This is a genomic window from Arthrobacter sp. Y3225209 (assembly GCF_059090685.1).
Genome location: NZ_JBNHFW010000015.1, coordinates 73,592 through 88,604, shown reverse-complemented (window position 1 = coordinate 88,604; position 15,013 = coordinate 73,592). Strand labels below are relative to the sequence as shown.

The 15,013-nt window shown below is 66.8% G+C and carries 15 protein-coding genes; 6 read left to right on the top strand and 9 right to left on the bottom strand.

The features are described from left to right. From AC5RVB_RS10145 to AC5RVB_RS10130, 4 genes are all read left to right on the top strand, one after another. Window positions 1-376 (top strand): urease accessory UreF family protein (locus tag AC5RVB_RS10145; protein WP_494142624.1); only part of this gene is annotated, 376 nt, incomplete at its 5' end. Further along, window positions 369-1,145, top strand: coding sequence for an urease accessory protein UreG (ureG, locus tag AC5RVB_RS10140; protein WP_227904118.1), 777 nt, complete (start codon window positions 369-371; stop codon window positions 1,143-1,145). The genes AC5RVB_RS10145 and ureG, both read left to right, overlap by 8 nt. Continuing rightward, on the top strand, window positions 1,102-1,977 hold the full coding sequence (locus tag AC5RVB_RS10135; protein WP_494142623.1) for an urease accessory protein UreD: 876 nt from the start codon (window positions 1,102-1,104) through the stop codon (window positions 1,975-1,977). The genes ureG and AC5RVB_RS10135 overlap by 44 nt, the downstream gene beginning before the upstream one ends. A gap of 34 nt (window positions 1,978-2,011) precedes the next feature. Next, window positions 2,012-2,734: an AAA family ATPase gene (locus AC5RVB_RS10130; RefSeq protein WP_227904115.1), complete on the top strand. Its 723-nt coding sequence runs from the start codon at window positions 2,012-2,014 to the stop codon at window positions 2,732-2,734. A 40-nt stretch (window positions 2,735-2,774) separates the two neighbouring features. Here the strand turns inward: AC5RVB_RS10130 and AC5RVB_RS10125 are convergent, their stop codons facing one another. The 5 genes from AC5RVB_RS10125 to AC5RVB_RS10105 form a co-directional block, all read right to left on the bottom strand. Continuing rightward, window positions 2,775-3,893 (bottom strand): HoxN/HupN/NixA family nickel/cobalt transporter, encoded by a 1,119-nt coding sequence (locus tag AC5RVB_RS10125; protein WP_494142622.1) that lies wholly within the window; start codon window positions 3,891-3,893, stop codon window positions 2,775-2,777. 184 nt (window positions 3,894-4,077) lie between these two features. Then, window positions 4,078-5,715 carry a glycoside hydrolase family 13 protein gene (locus AC5RVB_RS10120; RefSeq protein ID WP_494142621.1) on the bottom strand — a complete coding sequence of 546 codons (1,638 nt, stop codon included), beginning with the start codon at window positions 5,713-5,715 and terminating at the stop codon, window positions 4,078-4,080. A gap of 43 nt (window positions 5,716-5,758) precedes the next feature. Next, window positions 5,759-6,604: a carbohydrate ABC transporter permease gene (locus AC5RVB_RS10115; RefSeq protein ID WP_227904109.1), complete on the bottom strand. Its 846-nt coding sequence runs from the start codon at window positions 6,602-6,604 to the stop codon at window positions 5,759-5,761. After that, on the bottom strand, window positions 6,601-7,551 hold the full coding sequence (locus AC5RVB_RS10110; protein WP_227904107.1) for a carbohydrate ABC transporter permease: 951 nt from the start codon (window positions 7,549-7,551) through the stop codon (window positions 6,601-6,603). The genes AC5RVB_RS10115 and AC5RVB_RS10110 overlap by 4 nt, the downstream gene beginning before the upstream one ends. Next, the gene (locus tag AC5RVB_RS10105; protein WP_494142620.1) at window positions 7,551-8,885 is read right to left on the bottom strand and encodes an ABC transporter substrate-binding protein; all 1,335 of its coding nucleotides are present in this window, start codon (window positions 8,883-8,885) and stop codon (window positions 7,551-7,553) included. The genes AC5RVB_RS10110 and AC5RVB_RS10105 overlap by 1 nt, the downstream gene beginning before the upstream one ends. 171 nt (window positions 8,886-9,056) lie before the next feature. Here AC5RVB_RS10105 and AC5RVB_RS10100 point away from each other — a divergent pair, with 171 nt between their 5' ends. After that, complete coding sequence (locus AC5RVB_RS10100) at window positions 9,057-10,082, top strand: LacI family DNA-binding transcriptional regulator (RefSeq protein WP_227904103.1); 1,026 nt, start codon at window positions 9,057-9,059, stop codon at window positions 10,080-10,082. Window positions 10,083-10,136: 54 nt separating this feature from the next. Beyond that, entirely contained in the window at window positions 10,137-10,787 is a 651-nt protein-coding gene (locus AC5RVB_RS10095; RefSeq protein WP_227929654.1) for an NADPH-dependent F420 reductase, read from the top strand. 80 nt (window positions 10,788-10,867) lie between these two features. Here AC5RVB_RS10095 and AC5RVB_RS10090 read toward each other — a convergent pair whose 3' ends face one another. The 4 genes from AC5RVB_RS10090 to AC5RVB_RS10075 all read right to left on the bottom strand — a co-directional run bounded on the left by AC5RVB_RS10090 (window position 10,868) and on the right by AC5RVB_RS10075 (window position 15,013). Beyond that, window positions 10,868-11,905 carry a zinc-binding dehydrogenase gene (locus AC5RVB_RS10090; RefSeq protein WP_227904101.1) on the bottom strand — a complete coding sequence of 346 codons (1,038 nt, stop codon included), beginning with the start codon at window positions 11,903-11,905 and terminating at the stop codon, window positions 10,868-10,870. A 145-nt stretch (window positions 11,906-12,050) separates the two neighbouring features. After that, entirely contained in the window at window positions 12,051-13,106 is a 1,056-nt protein-coding gene (locus AC5RVB_RS10085; RefSeq protein WP_290245493.1) for a zinc-dependent alcohol dehydrogenase family protein, read from the bottom strand. A 151-nt stretch (window positions 13,107-13,257) separates the two neighbouring features. Beyond that, window positions 13,258-13,665 carry a YchJ family protein gene (locus tag AC5RVB_RS10080; RefSeq protein WP_227904097.1) on the bottom strand — a complete coding sequence of 136 codons (408 nt, stop codon included), beginning with the start codon at window positions 13,663-13,665 and terminating at the stop codon, window positions 13,258-13,260. A gap of 28 nt (window positions 13,666-13,693) precedes the next feature. Then, complete coding sequence (locus tag AC5RVB_RS10075) at window positions 13,694-15,013, bottom strand: serine/threonine-protein kinase (protein WP_494142619.1); 1,320 nt, start codon at window positions 15,011-15,013, stop codon at window positions 13,694-13,696.

Genomic DNA, 15,013 nt, shown 5'->3' with positions numbered 1-15,013 from the left:
CATGCTGCGCCTGGCCGGCCGGCTGCGGCCCGGGCATCCCGCCGTCGTCGAACTGCTGCGGACCGTTCCCAAACCCACGCGCCCGGTAGCCCTGGGAGTCACTGCCGCAGCGCTGGGTGTGGGCGAACTACCGCTCGCCCGTCTGTGCTGCTACGACGACGCCCAGTCCGTGGTGGCCGCCGCCCTGAAACTTCTGCCGATTGATCCGATGGACGCGACCGCTTGGATTCTGGCCGCTGCGGAGGAGATTGACGCCGTCGCACAGGAGTCCCTGCGGGTGCAGACCCCCGAGGAGATTCCCGCGCTCAGTGCCCCCTGGATGGAGCACTGGGCCGAAGACCACACCACCAGAACAAGGAGACTGTTCGTTGCCTGAAAACCTGACCCAAGAGACCATCCCCGCCGCAGCCGCGTCCACCCGGTCGCTGCGCCTGGGCGTTGCCGGGCCGGTGGGAACCGGCAAGAGTTCACTGATCGCCACCATCTGCCGTGCCATGTCGGAGGAACTGCAGATAGGCGTGATCACCAATGACATCTACACCGATGAGGACGCCCGCTTCCTGCGCTCGGCCGGCGTACTGCCGGAGGAACGGATCCGAGCGGTGGAAACCGGGGCCTGCCCGCACACCGCCATTCGCGATGACGTCACCGCCAACCTGTTGGCCGTGGAGGACCTGGAATCCGATTTCGCCCCGCTGGACCTGGTGCTGGTGGAAAGCGGCGGCGACAACCTGACCGCCACGTTCTCCCCCGCACTGGTGGATGCACAGATCTTTGTGCTGGATGTGGCCGGCGGCGGGGACGTGGCCCGCAAGGGCGGCCCCGGCATTGCCCGCGCCGATCTGCTGGTCATCAACAAGATTGACCTGGCGCCGTACGTGGACGTGGACGTGGAGCAGATGCTCGCCGACGCCGTTGACGCCAGGGAAGGCGGCCCGGTGCTGGCACTGTCCCGCAAGCAGCAGGACACCGTGGACCGGCTCAGCGCCTGGGTCCGGGAGATGGTGGCCAAGCACCGCGCGGGCAGCCACACCCCGCAGGATCCAGGCCCCATGGCGCCGCATTTCCACGCCGATGAAGACGGCGGCTACATCCATACCCATGACGACGCCGAAGGTGCCGACGCTGTCCGCCACCAGCACTGAGACCCGCAGGGCGGCAGAGGCCGCGGCTCCCGATACCGCCGACCGGCTCCCTGCCCCGCCCCGGCCCACCCGGATTGCCGTCGAGGCATCCGGCGACGGGGCGCGCTTCGCATTGCTGGACCAGGGCCTCTATTTGGCGCCCCGGCCGGTAGCCGGCGGTTCGGCACCGGGGCAGCGGCACCTGCGCGTGGCCCTGATCGGCATCCACATGATGCTGCTGGGCGGCGACGATGTGCGGATCGAGATTGCAGTGGGTGCCGGTGTCACGTTGGAGGTGATCGAGCCTGCCGGGATGGTGGCGTACGACGCCGAGGGCCGGCAGTCCCGCTGGTGCCTGGACGCGGTGCTCGGCGAGGGAGCCGTGCTGATCTGGGAGGGTGCCGCCTTTGTGGCAGCGGAAGGGTCCAACGTGCTGCGTGAAACCCGGGTACGGATGGGCCCGGGGGCGCGGTTCCTGCTCCGGGAGACCCTGGTACTGGGCCGTTCCGGGGACGCTGCCGGTCCGCTGCGCAGCATCACCCGGCTGTCCGGCCCGGAGACCGACTACCTCTACGAGGATCTGGACCTGCACGGAATGCGGCACCGCGCCGTCGGCATCCTGGGCGGCTCCAAGGTGATGGGCAGTGTGACGGCGGCCGGCTGGCGGCCGGAACCGCTGAGCGAAGAGTGCGCCGGAACATCGGCGCCGGGCGCCCGGAGGTTCGAGCTGGCGCAGCCCGGTGCGGTGACACGCGTCCTGACCGGGACTGCGCACGCGGCAGACCGCCTGCTCGAACCGGTGTACGCGCAGTGGAAGGCCGGGCTGCTGGCCGGGACGAACCGGAACCCTTAGTGGGAGGCGGCCAAAGCCATGAAAGAATCTGCACATGTTGAGCAACCGGTACCCGATCCGACAGGTGAGGGAACATCCGCTGGAACCACTGGAGAGGAAAACGTGGCCTGCCACCCTGCCTCCGGTGGCCCAGCTGCTGGATTCGGGGCTCGACCTTGCCCCCGCCACCGTGTTTGTGGGTGAGAACGGCAGCGGAAAATCCACCCTCGTGGAAGCCGTTGCCCTTGCCTTCGGGCTCTCCCCCGAGGGCGGATCCACCGGAGCCCGGCACACTACCCGGTCCACGGAATCGGTGCTGAGTGAACACCTGCAGCTGGTCCGCAACCCCGGCGGCACCAAACGGGGATACTTCCTGCGAGCGGAAACCATGCACGGCTTCTTCACCTATCTGGAGCAGAACCCGTCAACCTCGCGGATGGACACCGAGTTCCATTCCCTCTCCCACGGGGAATCCTTCCTGTCCCTGGCCGTGGACCGGTTTCGCGGTCCCGGCCTGTGGGTGCTGGACGAGCCGGAATCCGCGCTCTCCTTCTCCGGCTGCCTGGCACTGCTGGGATTGCTGAAGGACCTGGTGGCCGACGGCCGGTCCCAGGTGCTGCTTTCGACCCACTCCCCGCTGCTCGCGGCGCTCCCCGGGGCGCGCATCCTGGAACTGGGGCCGTGGGGTTTCCGCGAAAAGCAGTGGGAGGACCTGGACCTGGTCAGCAGTTGGCAAGGCTTCTTTGACGCTCCCGAGCGGTACCTGCGCAGGCTCTGAAGCACGCCCGCGGCCCCGCCCGAGGAAGGCGGCTGCCTGCTCAGCCGGTTTCGGCAGCCGTTCCCGCAGTGCCGTTCCGTTCACCTGCGACCTTCCAGAAGGCATACGCGCCAATCCACGCCGCCGCAAACAACCCCACCACGGCAAACCCGAAGTATTCCAGGTCCAGGTTCCCCAGCCAGGCCACCGGCCCCGAGGTCAAAGCCAGGGTTTCCGTCAGCAGACCACCCAGCACGACCAGGCCGACACCAAACGCGGCCAGCACCGACACAGCCGTGATCACCAGGTTGTAAAACACCTTGCGCTGCGGGGAGTCGAACGCCCACCGGTACACCCGGCTCATGAGAATCCCGTCCAGGGAATCGAAGAGCACCATGCCCGCGGTGAACAGCAGCGGCAGCACCATCACCGCCTGCCACGGCAGCAGGACAACGGCGCCGCCAGCCACCACAAACAGGCCAATGGTCGTGGCCGTATCCAGCCCGAGGCCAAACAGGAATCCCAGCGGGTAGAGCTTCCAAGCCTTATCCACGCGCCGGGACACCGGTGCCAGCAGGCGGGCCATCAACCCGCGCTGGTCCAGCGCACGTTCAAGCTCATCCTCGCTGTAACCGCCGGACCGCAGCTTCCGGTAGGCGCGGACGATTCCGCGCAGGGCCAGCAGGTTAATGGCACCGATCAACAGCAGGAACGAGCCGGACACCGCCGGCCCCCACACGCCGGCCACCTGCTTCAGCACCGATCCGTCGTCGGATAGCTGACCGGCCAGGGCGTTCACGCCGGCGGCCAACAGCGCTACCGCCACCAGCACCACCGTGGAATGCCCCAGGGCAAACCAGAAACCGGTGGTGACCGGGGCTTTTCCGCCGGCGGCAAGTTTGCGGCTGGTGTTGTCGATGGCGGCAATATGGTCCGCGTCGAAGGCGTGGCGTACACCCAGCAGGTACGCGGTCAGCGCGAGGCCGACGCCGAAGCCGGCCCCGCCGGCAGCGGTGTAGTCATGCGGCAACACCTGCAGGGCAAATCCGCCCCATCCCAGCAGGTGCAGGGCCAGGATGCCCAGCCCCATACCCCAGAGGGCTCTGCCGCCCCGGTTGTGGACGCCGGAAACGGCGGAAGGAGCTGCGGGACGTGCGGCTGCGGGCGAGGAACCGATCATGCGGGCCAACCATTCAGACGGGAACAGATTCTGCGCCCGAGCCTAGGGCGGGCAGGTTTCCGCAACGTTACGGTGAACCCGTGTTACGCCTTCCCCGGGTGTGCCCGCGACGCCGTCGCCGGGTTCAACGACGACGGCGCCGGGCAGCCGGGTTCGACGACCGCGCCGGGCAGCCGGCCGGGTTTTACGGACAGCGGATCCATGCCGATTGGTCGGTTTCCAACCGGCCCTCAATCCCGGGTTCGCTGGCCAGGATCAGTGTCCCGTCCGGCAGCTGGACGGGTTCGGACCCGAGGTTCAGTACACAGATCAGCTCCCCGCGCCGAAACGCCAAAACCTCGGGCCCCGCATCCAGCCAATGGATCTCGGATCCCGGATCGGTGGCCAGGAACCCGCGCCGCACCGCACCGGCCTGCCGGTAGAGCGCCAGGAAGGACCCGGCGTCGCCCTCCTGCGCCGAGGCGGCATATTTCCCCCAGTACTCAGGCTGCGGCAGCCACGGTTTTCCTGTGCTGAACCCGTAGCCCGGCGCGTCACCGTCCCAGGGCAGGGGAACGCGGCAGCCGTCCCTGCCTTTTTCCAGGCCGCCGGTCCGCTCGAAGATCGGGTCCTGCAGGGCAGCAGCCGGCAGATCGGTCACTTCGGGCAGGCCCAGTTCCTCGCCCTGATACAGGTATGCAGCGCCGGGCAGCGCATAGGTCAGCAGGAGGGACGCCCGTGCCCGGCGTTCCCCGACGGCGTCGTCCGGAACCGGATCCGCGCCGTCGTCCGCCAGCCAGCGGAGCAGGTCCGTCCCGGCGGGCAGCCCGTACCGGGTGCGGTGCCGGACCACGTCATGGTTGGAGAGCACCCAGGAGGTGGCGGCGCCCACGGAGGCAACCCCGGCGAGCGCGGCGTCGATGACCCGGCGGAGTTCGCCTGCCTCCCACGGGCTGCGCAGATAGAAGAAGTTGAAGGCCTGGTCCAGCTCATCCTGCCGCACGTACAGCGGCAGGCGGTCCAGGCTGACCCCCGCTTCGGCCACTGCCAGCCGCGGCGGGTCATACTCGTCCAGGACCCTGCGCCACTGCCGGTAGACCTCGTGCACGTCCTCCCGGTCCCAGAAAGGGTGGTTGTCCCCTTCCGGGGGCGAGAGCAGCGGCGCAATGTCGGCTCCGTAGGTGTTGCGCAGCGGCAGTTCGAGATCCTTCATCAGGCCGTGGGCCACGTCAATGCGGAACCCGTCCACGCCCAGATCGGACCAGAAACGCAGCGTACGTTCAAAGTCGGCCCGCACCTCGGGGTGCCGCCAGTTAAAGTCCGGCTGCTCCTTGGAGAAGATGTGCATGTACCACTGGCCGTCCGGCACGCGTTCCCAGGCCGGGCCGCCGAACTTGGACTGCCAGTCCGACGGCGGGAGCTCACCGTTTTCACCCAGCCCGTCACGGAAGATGAACTTCTCCCGTTCCGGTGACCCCGGCCCGGCAGCCAGCGCAGCCTGGAAGTCCGGATGCCGGTCCGAGCAGTGGTTGGGCACAATGTCCACGATCATCCGGATGCTGCGTGCGTGGGCGGCGTCGAGCAGTTCCCGGAACTGCGTGAGCGTCCCGTACATGGGGTCAACGTCCCGGTAGTTGCTGACGTCGTAGCCGCCGTCGGCCTGCGGCGACGGGAAGAACGGGGTCAGCCACAGGGCGTCCACCCCCAGCGAGGCGAGGTAGTCCAGGCGGGCGGTGATGCCCGGAAGGTCCCCAATGCCGTCGCCATTGCTGTCCGCAAAGCTGCGCACATACACCTCGTAAATCACGGCGTCCCGCCACCACTGAGTCCTGCTGTTGTCCATGTACTGCTCCTATCCTGTACTGCGCTAATCCCTGTACTGCGCCTTATCCCTTTACCGCGCCGGCCGTCATGCCTGAGACCACAGATTTGCGGAACACCAGCACCAGGATGGCGATGGGCAGGATGGCTATCACGGAGGCGGCGAAAATGGTGCCGTACGGTATGTCGAATTCCGACCCGAAGAGGGCAATGCCCACCGGGACCGTACGGAAGCTGTCTTCCGAGTTGAACGTCATGGCCATGAGGAATTCGGTAAAGCTGGCCGTGAAGGTGAAGATGCCGGCCGTGAACAGGCCCGGACGGGCGGCCGGCAGGATGATCGAGAGCACCGTCCGGGTGCTGGAGGCCCCGTCCATCCGAGCAGATTCCTCCAGCTCGAAGGGCAGGTCCTTGAGGTAGTTGCGCATGATCCACACCGCAAACGGCAGGTTGAAGGCGATGTAGGGCAGGATCAGGCCGTGGTAGCTGTTCAGCATGCCCAGGCTGCGCTCCAGCAGGTACAGCGGGGTCAGTACCGCGATGGTCGGGAACACCGAGATCACCAGCAGCCCCACCAGCAGCGGCGCCTTGCCGCGCACCGGCATCCGGGCCAGGGCGTAGCCGGAGAACAGCGCCAGGGCCAGGACGACGGCGGTGGTGACACTGGCGATCAGGACACTGTTGAGCATGTAGGTGGAGAAGGAGTACTGCCCGAAGGCCTCGCGGTAATGGTCCAGGGTGGGGTTCTGCGGCAGGATGCTCGGCGGCAGGGCCCCCAGTTCCCCGGTGGGCTTGAAGGAGCTGGCGAAGAGCCAGTAGATAGGCAGGGCCGTGAGCAGGGCGATCACCACGGCGCTGATGTTGATGGTGTTGACGTACTTGCGCCATCCTTTGCGGGTGCGGTTCCTCATGGCTTTTCCTCACTGACCTGGGAGCGGAAGGCTTTGAGCGAGAGCAGGCAGGCAAACAGCACCAGTGCTCCGGTGGTGACGGCAATGGCGGCGCCGGCACCGAGGTTCAGGCTTTGGAACATCACCTTCCACCCCAGCAGGGCCAGGGATTCCGTGGAGGTTCCCGGCCCGCCGCCGGTGAGCACAAACGGCAGGTCAAAAACGCCGAAGGCCTGCAGGACACGGAACAGGACGGCGATGGCGAGCGTGCCGGTGAGCTGCGGAAGGGTTACCCGCCAGAACGTCTGCCAGGCGTTGGCCCCGTCCAGTTCGGCTGCCTCGTAGAGGTCATTGGGAATGACCACGAGCCCGGCCAGCACAATGATGGCGACAAACGGTGTGGTCTTCCAGATGTCTGCCACCATCATGGCGGTGATGGCCGACGCCGGTTCGCCCAGGATCACCGGGTCGGCACCGAAGAGGCCCAGGAACCAGGAGATGGCACCGTAGGAGGCGTTGTACATGTAGGACCAGAGCTGGGCGGAGATCACGGTAATCATGGCCCACGGGATCAGCAGCAGCGCCATCATCCAGCCGCGCCAGTTGGCCAGCCGTTCCAGCACCAGGGCCACGAGGGTGCCCAGCACCAGTTCGATGACCACGGTGACCACGGTGTAGAACACCGTAAAGAGTGCGGCGTGCGCCCACCGCGGGCTGGAGAACAGGGCAATGTAGTTATCCGCGGAGAAGCCGGTCAGCTCAAACCCGGAATAGCCCAGCTCCACCTTGGAGAAGCTCATCACCACCGAGAAGGCGATGGGAAACAGGGTGATCAGCCCTACGACCACCAGGGTGGGGGTCAGGTAGATCCAGCCGGTGCGGGCAGCAGAGCTGCTCAGCCCGCGGCGCCGCCGCTTGGGTGCCGGTGGCTGCGGGGTGGAGGGTTTCAGGGGCGTGGTAACGGCCATCAGAGGCTCCTGCCTTCCAGGGCGGACCGGATTCCGTTGCGCGCGGCTTCGAGGCCGGCGCCGGTATCCGTGGTTCCGGCAAGGATGCCGTTGACCTGTCCGTAGATGGACTGGGAAATCTGCGGGTAATAGGGCGACGCCGTGGGACGCGCCACCAGGTCATTGCCGGCGCTGGCCACAATCACCGGGGACAGTGCCTGCACGTCAGCGGCCTCCCGGACAGCGTCCAGTGTAGGGATAGTGGATGAACGCTTGGCCAGGTCCGTCTGGGTTTCGGCGCTGGTGAGCCATTTCAGGAAGGTCAGCGAGGCACCGAGCTGTTCGGTATGCGGATTTACGTACACGTTCCAGCCGCCCACGGACGCGGCGTTGGTATCCCCGTCACCGAACGCGGGCATGGAGGTGACGCCCACCTTCCCGGCGATGCCTGAGGTTTCCTCATTCTCCGCGGTGGCGTAGGCGTAGGCCCAGTTGCGCATAAAGGCGGCGTCACCGTTGGTGAAGGTCTGCAGCGACTGCGGTTCCTGGTAGGTGGGCACACCGCGGGGGCTCGTCCCGTCCGCCACAAGGCCGCGCATAAACTCCACGGCTTCGGTGGCTTCGGGAGAATCAATCAGCCCTTCGGAGAGGTCCTCGTTGACCAGGGACCCGCCGGCCGAGGCCACGAACTCGTTGGTCACGGCGGTCAGTCCCTCGTAGGAGGCGCCCTGCCAGGTGATGCCTTCGGCAACCTCGCCTGCGTCCTGCAGCGTCCGGGCCTGCTCGGCCACCTCCTGCCAGGTGCCGGGCACCGGCAGCCCGTGTTTCTCCAGCAGGTCCTTGCGGTAATACAGGAAGGACTGGTCCAGGGTCAGCGGAATTCCAAACACCTGGTCTTCGAAGGTGGCTCCCTCCACTACCGCGGGATCGAAGCCGTCGAAGTAGTCCTCGGGGAGGTACCGGTCCACCGGCAGCGCCAGCCCGTTATCCGCCAGCTGGGCCGCCCACGCGACATCGCCGTTGTAGATGTCCGGAGTGGAGGCACCTCCCATGATCTGGGTAGCCAGGCTGGCCCGGTTGGTATCCACGTTGGTGGGCGCGCTAATGACCTCAATGTCGATGTTTGGGTGCTCTGCTTCGAACTCCTCCACCAGCCAGACCCGAGCATCATCGGCGCGGTTTCCAAAGGGAGCCGCCTGCCAGGTGAGGGTCACGGGAGAGGTAGGTTCCTCGGCGCTCTGCCCGGCAGCCGGGTCTTCCTCACCGGGTGAACCGCAGGCAGCGGTGGCCAGCAGCAGGCCGGCAGTACCCAGCACTGCGGTGGTCCGCAGTTGGTGTGCAAGTGGATGCTTCACTCGTTTCCCCATTCGTTGCGCAAGTGTTTGCGTTGAACAACCCCGGGTCAACACGCGGATTATGCCCTATCCACGCCGATCGGAGCTTGCCCGTCAACGTAGCATGCCCGCAACCGAGGAATAAAGGGAGGAAATAACGCAAACGCTTGCGAGTTCGCTAGGCTTACCGGCGTGACAGTTCCCCGCCGCCCCGCCACCATGGCCGACGTTGCCGCCCGCGCTCAGGTTGCCCTCTCCACCGTTTCCCGGGCACTCAACGGCCGCCCCGGGGTGTCCCCGGCCCAGGCCGAACGGATCCGCGCCGTGGCGCGCGAACTGCACTATGCCGTCTCCCCCGCCGCCTCCGGCCTGGTGACGGGGCGCTCCGGCGCCGTCGGCGTGCTGCTGCCGCACATTGACCAGTGGTTCCATTCCACGGCCCTGGCCGGGCTGGAAGATGCCCTGCGCGGGAGCGGCCTGGACGTGCTGCTGTACCGCGCCGAGAGTGCCGCCGACAGGGCGGCGTTTTTCCAGAGCCTGCCGTTCCGCCGCCGGGTGGACGCCCTGGTGGTGATTGCCGTGTCGCTGACGGCGGAGGAAAGCTCCGCACTTTCCGGCCACGGGGTCCCGGTGGTGGCCGTCAGCAGCCGGATCCCCGGGGCCCCGTTTGTCGGGATTGACGACGGCGCCGGCGCTGCGGGCGCCGTCCGGCACCTGACCAATCTGGGGCACCGGCGCATCGCGGTGATCCGTTCCACCAACGCCACCGGATCCTTTGGCTCGGCGTCCACCAGCAGGTTTGCCGGATTCCGGCAGGCCATGGAGGAACGGAAGCTGCCCGTGCCGCCGGAGTACGTGGTCTCGGCACCGTGGGGCATGGAAGGCGGCAGCGAGGCCATGGCCGCGCTGCTCAGTTCCGCCGACATTCCCACCGCGGTTTTCACCGAGTCGGACGAGGTGGCCATCGGCGCCCTGCGCACGCTGCGCCGCTCCAACCTCGTCGCGGGCAGGGACATCTCGGTGATGGGCTTTGACAATCACAGCATGGCGGACCTGATGGATCTCTCCACCGTTGCCCAACCGGTGCGCGAGCAGGGCCGGATTGGCGGGCAGATGGCCCTGGAGGCCATGGAAACCGGTTCGGTGGAACAACCGGAGACGGTGCTGCCCACCCGCCTGATTGTCCGCGGAACAACTGCTGCCCCCGGCGCGGAATAATCAGCATGCTTGCTGGTTGTAGCAAGCATGAGCACACATGAGAGCACACCGCAGATCAGGACCATCGGACTTATCGGCAGCGGCAACATTGGATCGCAGCTGGCGCGGCTGGCGATCAAGCAGGGCTACGACGTCGTCCTCAGCAATTCGCGGGGACCCGAAACGCTGCAGCCGCTCATCATGGAGCTCGGTGACCATGCCCGGGCGGCCACCCCTGCCGAGGCCGCGACCGCCGGAGATGTGGTGGTGGTGACCATTCCGCTGAAGAACTATGCGGATGTTCCGGTGGAGGAACTGCGCGGCAAAACCGTTATTGACACCATGAACTACTACCCGCAGCGGGACGGCAGCATTCCCGAACTGGATGATGAGTCCACTACCACCAGCGAACTGCTGCAGGCGCACCTGCCGGACTCGCACGTGGTGAAGGCGTTCAACAACATCATGTCCGACCACCTCACCAGTCAGGGGTCGCCGGCGGGCACGCCCAACCGCCGGGCCCTGCCCATTGCCGGCGACGATGCCGCGGCCAAGGAGCTGGTGGGCTCGCTGATCAATGAGTTCGGCTTCGACGTGGTGGATGCCGGACCGCTCGCCGAGGGCTGGCGGTGGCAGCGGGATACTCCCGCCTACGTCAGCGCACTGGATGCCAAGGGTATGGAGCAGGCACTTGCCGAAGCCCGCCGCTACGCGGACATGGCCTGACCGGCACTGAAGCCTTGGCAAAGAAGCCTCCCGCCTATTGGCGGGAGGCTTCTTTGCCGTGCGGTGTGCGCGGGACAGCGCTACGGGATCAGCACCAGCCGGATGGGGTTGCCTTCCTTGGCGTCCAGGGCCTTTACTGCCGCCTCCGCGTCGGCCAGCGGTATGCGGGCGCTGACGGACTTGGCGAAGTCCAGCCGGCCCAGCCGGGTCAGGGACACCAGCTGCGGCACGTGGTGGGCTTCGGAACCGTAGTGCCCGCGGATCTGCTTGCGGGCGTAGGAGAACCCGGTGCTGTCATTGATGGTCATCGGCTTTCCGCTCAGACCCACCAGCACCAGCCGGCCGCGCAGGCCCAGGCAGTTAATCGCCTGGCTGCGCACGGCGTCGACACCGGCAAAGTCCAGGGCAACGTCCAGGCCCCGGCCACCGGTCGCTGCCTTCATGGCGGCGGAGAAATCCTCCGCCATCGGGTCCAGCGCAATATCGGCACCGAACTCCAGCGCCCGCTCACGGGCCTCGGGAATCGGGTCCACCGCAATGATGGGAGCCGCGCCGATCAGGCGCAGCAGCTGGACGCCGTGGGCACCCAGCCCGCCGATGCCCCAGACACCCACGGCTTCACCGGCACGGACATCCGCAGTGGAAGCAATGGCACCCCACGGGGTGGAGACGGCGTCGGGAATGATCGAGGCCTGGTCAAAGGGAATGTCCTCGCCCAGCGGAACCAGCACACCGGCGGGAACAACAAGGTACTCCGCCCAGCCGCCGTCGTAGTCCACCCCCATGGTGAGCGTGACCCCGTTGTGCTCGTAGCCGGCCTGGACCACCACGCGGTCACCGGGTGCCACGGAGGTGACGCCCGCGCCGGGAAGATCCACAGTTCCGGCTACTTCGTGGCCGAGGGTGACTTCGCTGCCTTTGAGGAACTGCGGGCGCAGCAGCCCCTGGATCAGGTGGACATCGGAGAGGCAGACGCCGGCAGCTCCGACCCGGACCCGGACAAAACCCGGTCCGGGTTCGGGAATCGGGACTTCCTTCATGGCGAAAGTGCCTGTTTCAACATTGAGACGTCCGGCGATCATGGTGCCGGAAGAAGTGTCGGTAGTGCCGTTAGACATCGAAAACCTCTTTTGAGCGGAAACTGCGGGGGCAAATGCGGCCGCGGCTCCCATTATCTGCCCGCGTCAGGAATGCGCAAAAAAGCGGGCGGGCAGCACCGGGTGCTGCCCGCCTGCCCCTGTCCGCAGGGTTATGCCTGCAGGGTTACGCCTGCAGGATGACCTTCAGGGCGTCTGTTTCTGCTGCCCGGGAGAAAGTGTCGTAGGCCTGCATAATGTCATGCAGCGGATACCGGTGACTGATGAATTCCTCGGCCGGGAGCTTCCCCTCGGCCACCAGCTTCAGCAGCATGGGCAGGGTATTGGTATTCACCAGGCCCATGCTGATATCGATGTTCTCGATCCACAGCCGGTCCAGTTCCAGGCTCACCGGTTTGCCGTGCACTCCCACGTTGGCCACATTTCCGCCGGGCCGGACAATCCTGGTGCACATGTCGAAGGTCGTGGGGATGCCTACCGCTTCCACCGCTACGTCCACGCCCCAGCCGTCCGTCTGGGCCATAATCTGATCGCGCCAGTCCGCGTCGCCGGAATTCACCCCGTGGGTAGCCCCGAACTTGCGGGCCTGCTCCACCCGGTTCGCGTCCAGGTCCACGGCAATGACCTTCGCAGCCCCGTACAGCTTTGCCGTGGCAATGACTGCCAGCCCCACGGGTCCGGCGCCGATCACCGCTACTACGTCACCGGGCTTGGTCCGCCCGTACTGGACACCCATCTCAAAGCCGGTGGGAAAAATATCGCTGAGCAGCACCCCATGTTCCTGGGATACGTTGTCCGGCAGGTGGTAGAGCGAGGTATCCGCGTACGGGGCCCGCACGTATTCGGCCTGGGTGCCGTCAATCAGGTGGCCGAAAATCCAGCCAATGCCAACACTGCCTTCCTCGCCGAGACAGTGCGAGTACAGGCCGTCGCGGCAGAACGAGCAGGATCCGTCTGCGGAGACGCAGGAGAGAATGACTTTGTCCCCCACCTTGAAGTTCGTGACGCCGCTGCCGGTTTCGGTGACGGTGCCGACTCCCTCATGGCCGAGGATCCGCCCCGGTGTTACGGCCGGTACGTCGCCCTTGAGGATGTGCAGATCGGTGCCGCAGATGGTGGTGGAATCAATCTTGACGATCGCGTCGCGTGTGTCCCGGATCTGCGGATCCGGAACATCCTTCCAGGACTTCTGTCCGGGACCTTCGTAAACGAGTGCTTTCATAATGTCCTCGCCTGGTCATCCGACCACAAGCAGGGCCATTGATGTGCCTGCTTTTCGGGAGCTTCCCGGAACATACCTGCCGTGGTTGCAGGCAGCCGTCGGATGCTTTCCAGCCTAGGTCCTGGCCCGGGACGTGAGAAGAAGGCGGGGGCTATCGTCCGTCCACATACAGCCATTTGCCGTGCTCGCGGACAAAGCTGCTCAGCTCCTGCTGCGTGCCGCGAATACCGTCCTGCCGGTAGTGGGCCCGGAATTCCACCGTCCCGGTCGAATCCAGCGGACCTCCACCGGTTGTCGCCAGGATGTCCAGCCGGCGCCATTCGAGGTCCGGGTCCAGTTCCAGGTCCGCGGGGCGGTGGTCCGGATGCCAGGTGGCCAGCAGGTAGGGCACGTTCCCGGTAGCGAATGCACTGTAGCGCGAGCGCATCAGGGCCTCGGCGGTGGGGGCGGATGCCCGCCCGGCATGGAAGCGGCCGCAGCACTCGCCATAGGTTTCGCCGCTTAGGCAGGGACAGCGTGAGGACACGGGAAGGGCCGGTGTGGGGGTGGCGGAACTCATCTCACCAGTATCCCGCGTTCTGCAGCGGCTACGGGCCGAAACTCTCCTGCAGGCGTTCCAGGTTATGCCCGATATTGCTGGGAAGAGCCCCGCCTTCGGGGAGTGCCCCCATCCGGCCGAGGACCAGGACAACCGCGGCTGTCAGCACGGTCACCACCAGCAGGGCGAGCAGCGCACGTTTGCCTGACGCGGGCCTGGGATCGGCGACCACCTGCACCCGCGAAGACGTAGCGGCGCGTGGGGCCGAACCGGTGGCAGCCCCCACCCGCGGCGGGACCTTGGGTGCGGAGGTCAGGGGCAGGGCGGCCGATTCCATCGAGGTGCCGGGCAGCTCCGGCTGCGCAGACAGCGGCGCCGAGGGAAGCGGGGCCGAGGGATGAATCGGTGCTGCAGCCGGCGGTTCCACACCGGGGGCGGTCACCGGCCCGTTCCACATTTCCGCCGAGATGGGCGGGGGGCCCGACGTCCCGGCTGCACGGACCGCTCCCCTATCACGGCGCGATTCGAGCAGTGCCGCCGAGACCTCCGCCGCCGTCGGACGCCCGTCCGGATCACGGCTGGTCATGGCGGCGAGCAAGTCGCGCCAGTGGCCGTCGAGAAAGGAGGGCAGGTCCGGGTCCCGGCTGAGCCTGGCGACCGCGGATTCGATGGCGCTGCCGCCGAATTCCACTTTTCCGGTGAGGCATTCGAGCAGGACCAGCCCCAGGGAGTACACGTCGCTGGGCGCGCCGGCGCCCATCCCGGACGCCTGCTCCGGGCTGAGGTAGTTCGCGGTGCCAAGCGTGGCACCTGCAGCGGTGATCCGGGCTCCGTCGAGGATCCGGGCAATGCCGAAATCGGTCAGCTTAGCCCGCGGCGCCGTGCCCTCAATGGCCGGGGGCAGCAGGATGTTCGCCGGTTTTACGTCCCGGTGCACCACCCCGCGTTGATGGATATATGCCAGCGCACCCGCCAGCTCGGCCCCGATGAAGCCGACGTCGGCCTGCCGGACCCCGCCGTCGCGCAGCCGCTTCCGCAGATCCGTTCCGTCCACCAGCTCCATCACGAGGTAGGTCCGCGGCTCGCCGGCTTCAGCGTCAGCCCGCACGCCGTCGTCCTTGCCCGCGTCGAACAGAGTCACCAGCCCCGGATGCGAGAGTGAGGCCAGGAGCCGCATTTCGTTTTCCTGCCGCCCGACGTCGTCCGGAGCAACAGCGCTGGCCCGGAACAGCTTGACCGCGATGCTTCGCCCGAGTGCGTCGTCCCGGCCCCGGTAGACGGTGGCCATCCCACCATGCCCGATGGGTTCGATGAGACGGTATCGGCCTGCAATGAGCCTGTCCAGGCCACCCGTTGCGCTGATTTCCAT

What these genes read in the sequence shown, in the direction of transcription:
- AC5RVB_RS10135 (WP_494142623.1), top strand. Translation starts at nt 1,102, where the DNA reads ATGACGACGCCGAAGGTGCCGACGCTGTCCGCCACCAGCACTGAGACC.
- AC5RVB_RS10130 (WP_227904115.1), top strand. Translation starts at nt 2,012, where the DNA reads ATGTTGAGCAACCGGTACCCGATCCGACAGGTGAGGGAACATCCGCTG.
- AC5RVB_RS10090 (WP_227904101.1), bottom strand. Translation starts at nt 11,905, where the DNA reads ATGTCTAACGGCACTACCGACACTTCTTCCGGCACCATGATCGCCGGA.
- AC5RVB_RS10080 (WP_227904097.1), bottom strand. Translation starts at nt 13,665, where the DNA reads ATGAGTTCCGCCACCCCCACACCGGCCCTTCCCGTGTCCTCACGCTGT.
- AC5RVB_RS10125 (WP_494142622.1), bottom strand. Translation starts at nt 3,893, where the DNA reads ATGATCGGTTCCTCGCCCGCAGCCGCACGTCCCGCAGCTCCTTCCGCC.
- AC5RVB_RS10085 (WP_290245493.1), bottom strand. Translation starts at nt 13,106, where the DNA reads ATGAAAGCACTCGTTTACGAAGGTCCCGGACAGAAGTCCTGGAAGGAT.
- AC5RVB_RS10110 (WP_227904107.1), bottom strand. Translation starts at nt 7,551, where the DNA reads ATGGCCGTTACCACGCCCCTGAAACCCTCCACCCCGCAGCCACCGGCA.
- AC5RVB_RS10075 (WP_494142619.1), bottom strand. Translation starts at nt 15,013, where the DNA reads ATGGAAATCAGCGCAACGGGTGGCCTGGACAGGCTCATTGCAGGCCGA.
- AC5RVB_RS10115 (WP_227904109.1), bottom strand. Translation starts at nt 6,604, where the DNA reads ATGAGGAACCGCACCCGCAAAGGATGGCGCAAGTACGTCAACACCATC.
- AC5RVB_RS10120 (WP_494142621.1), bottom strand. Translation starts at nt 5,715, where the DNA reads ATGGACAACAGCAGGACTCAGTGGTGGCGGGACGCCGTGATTTACGAG.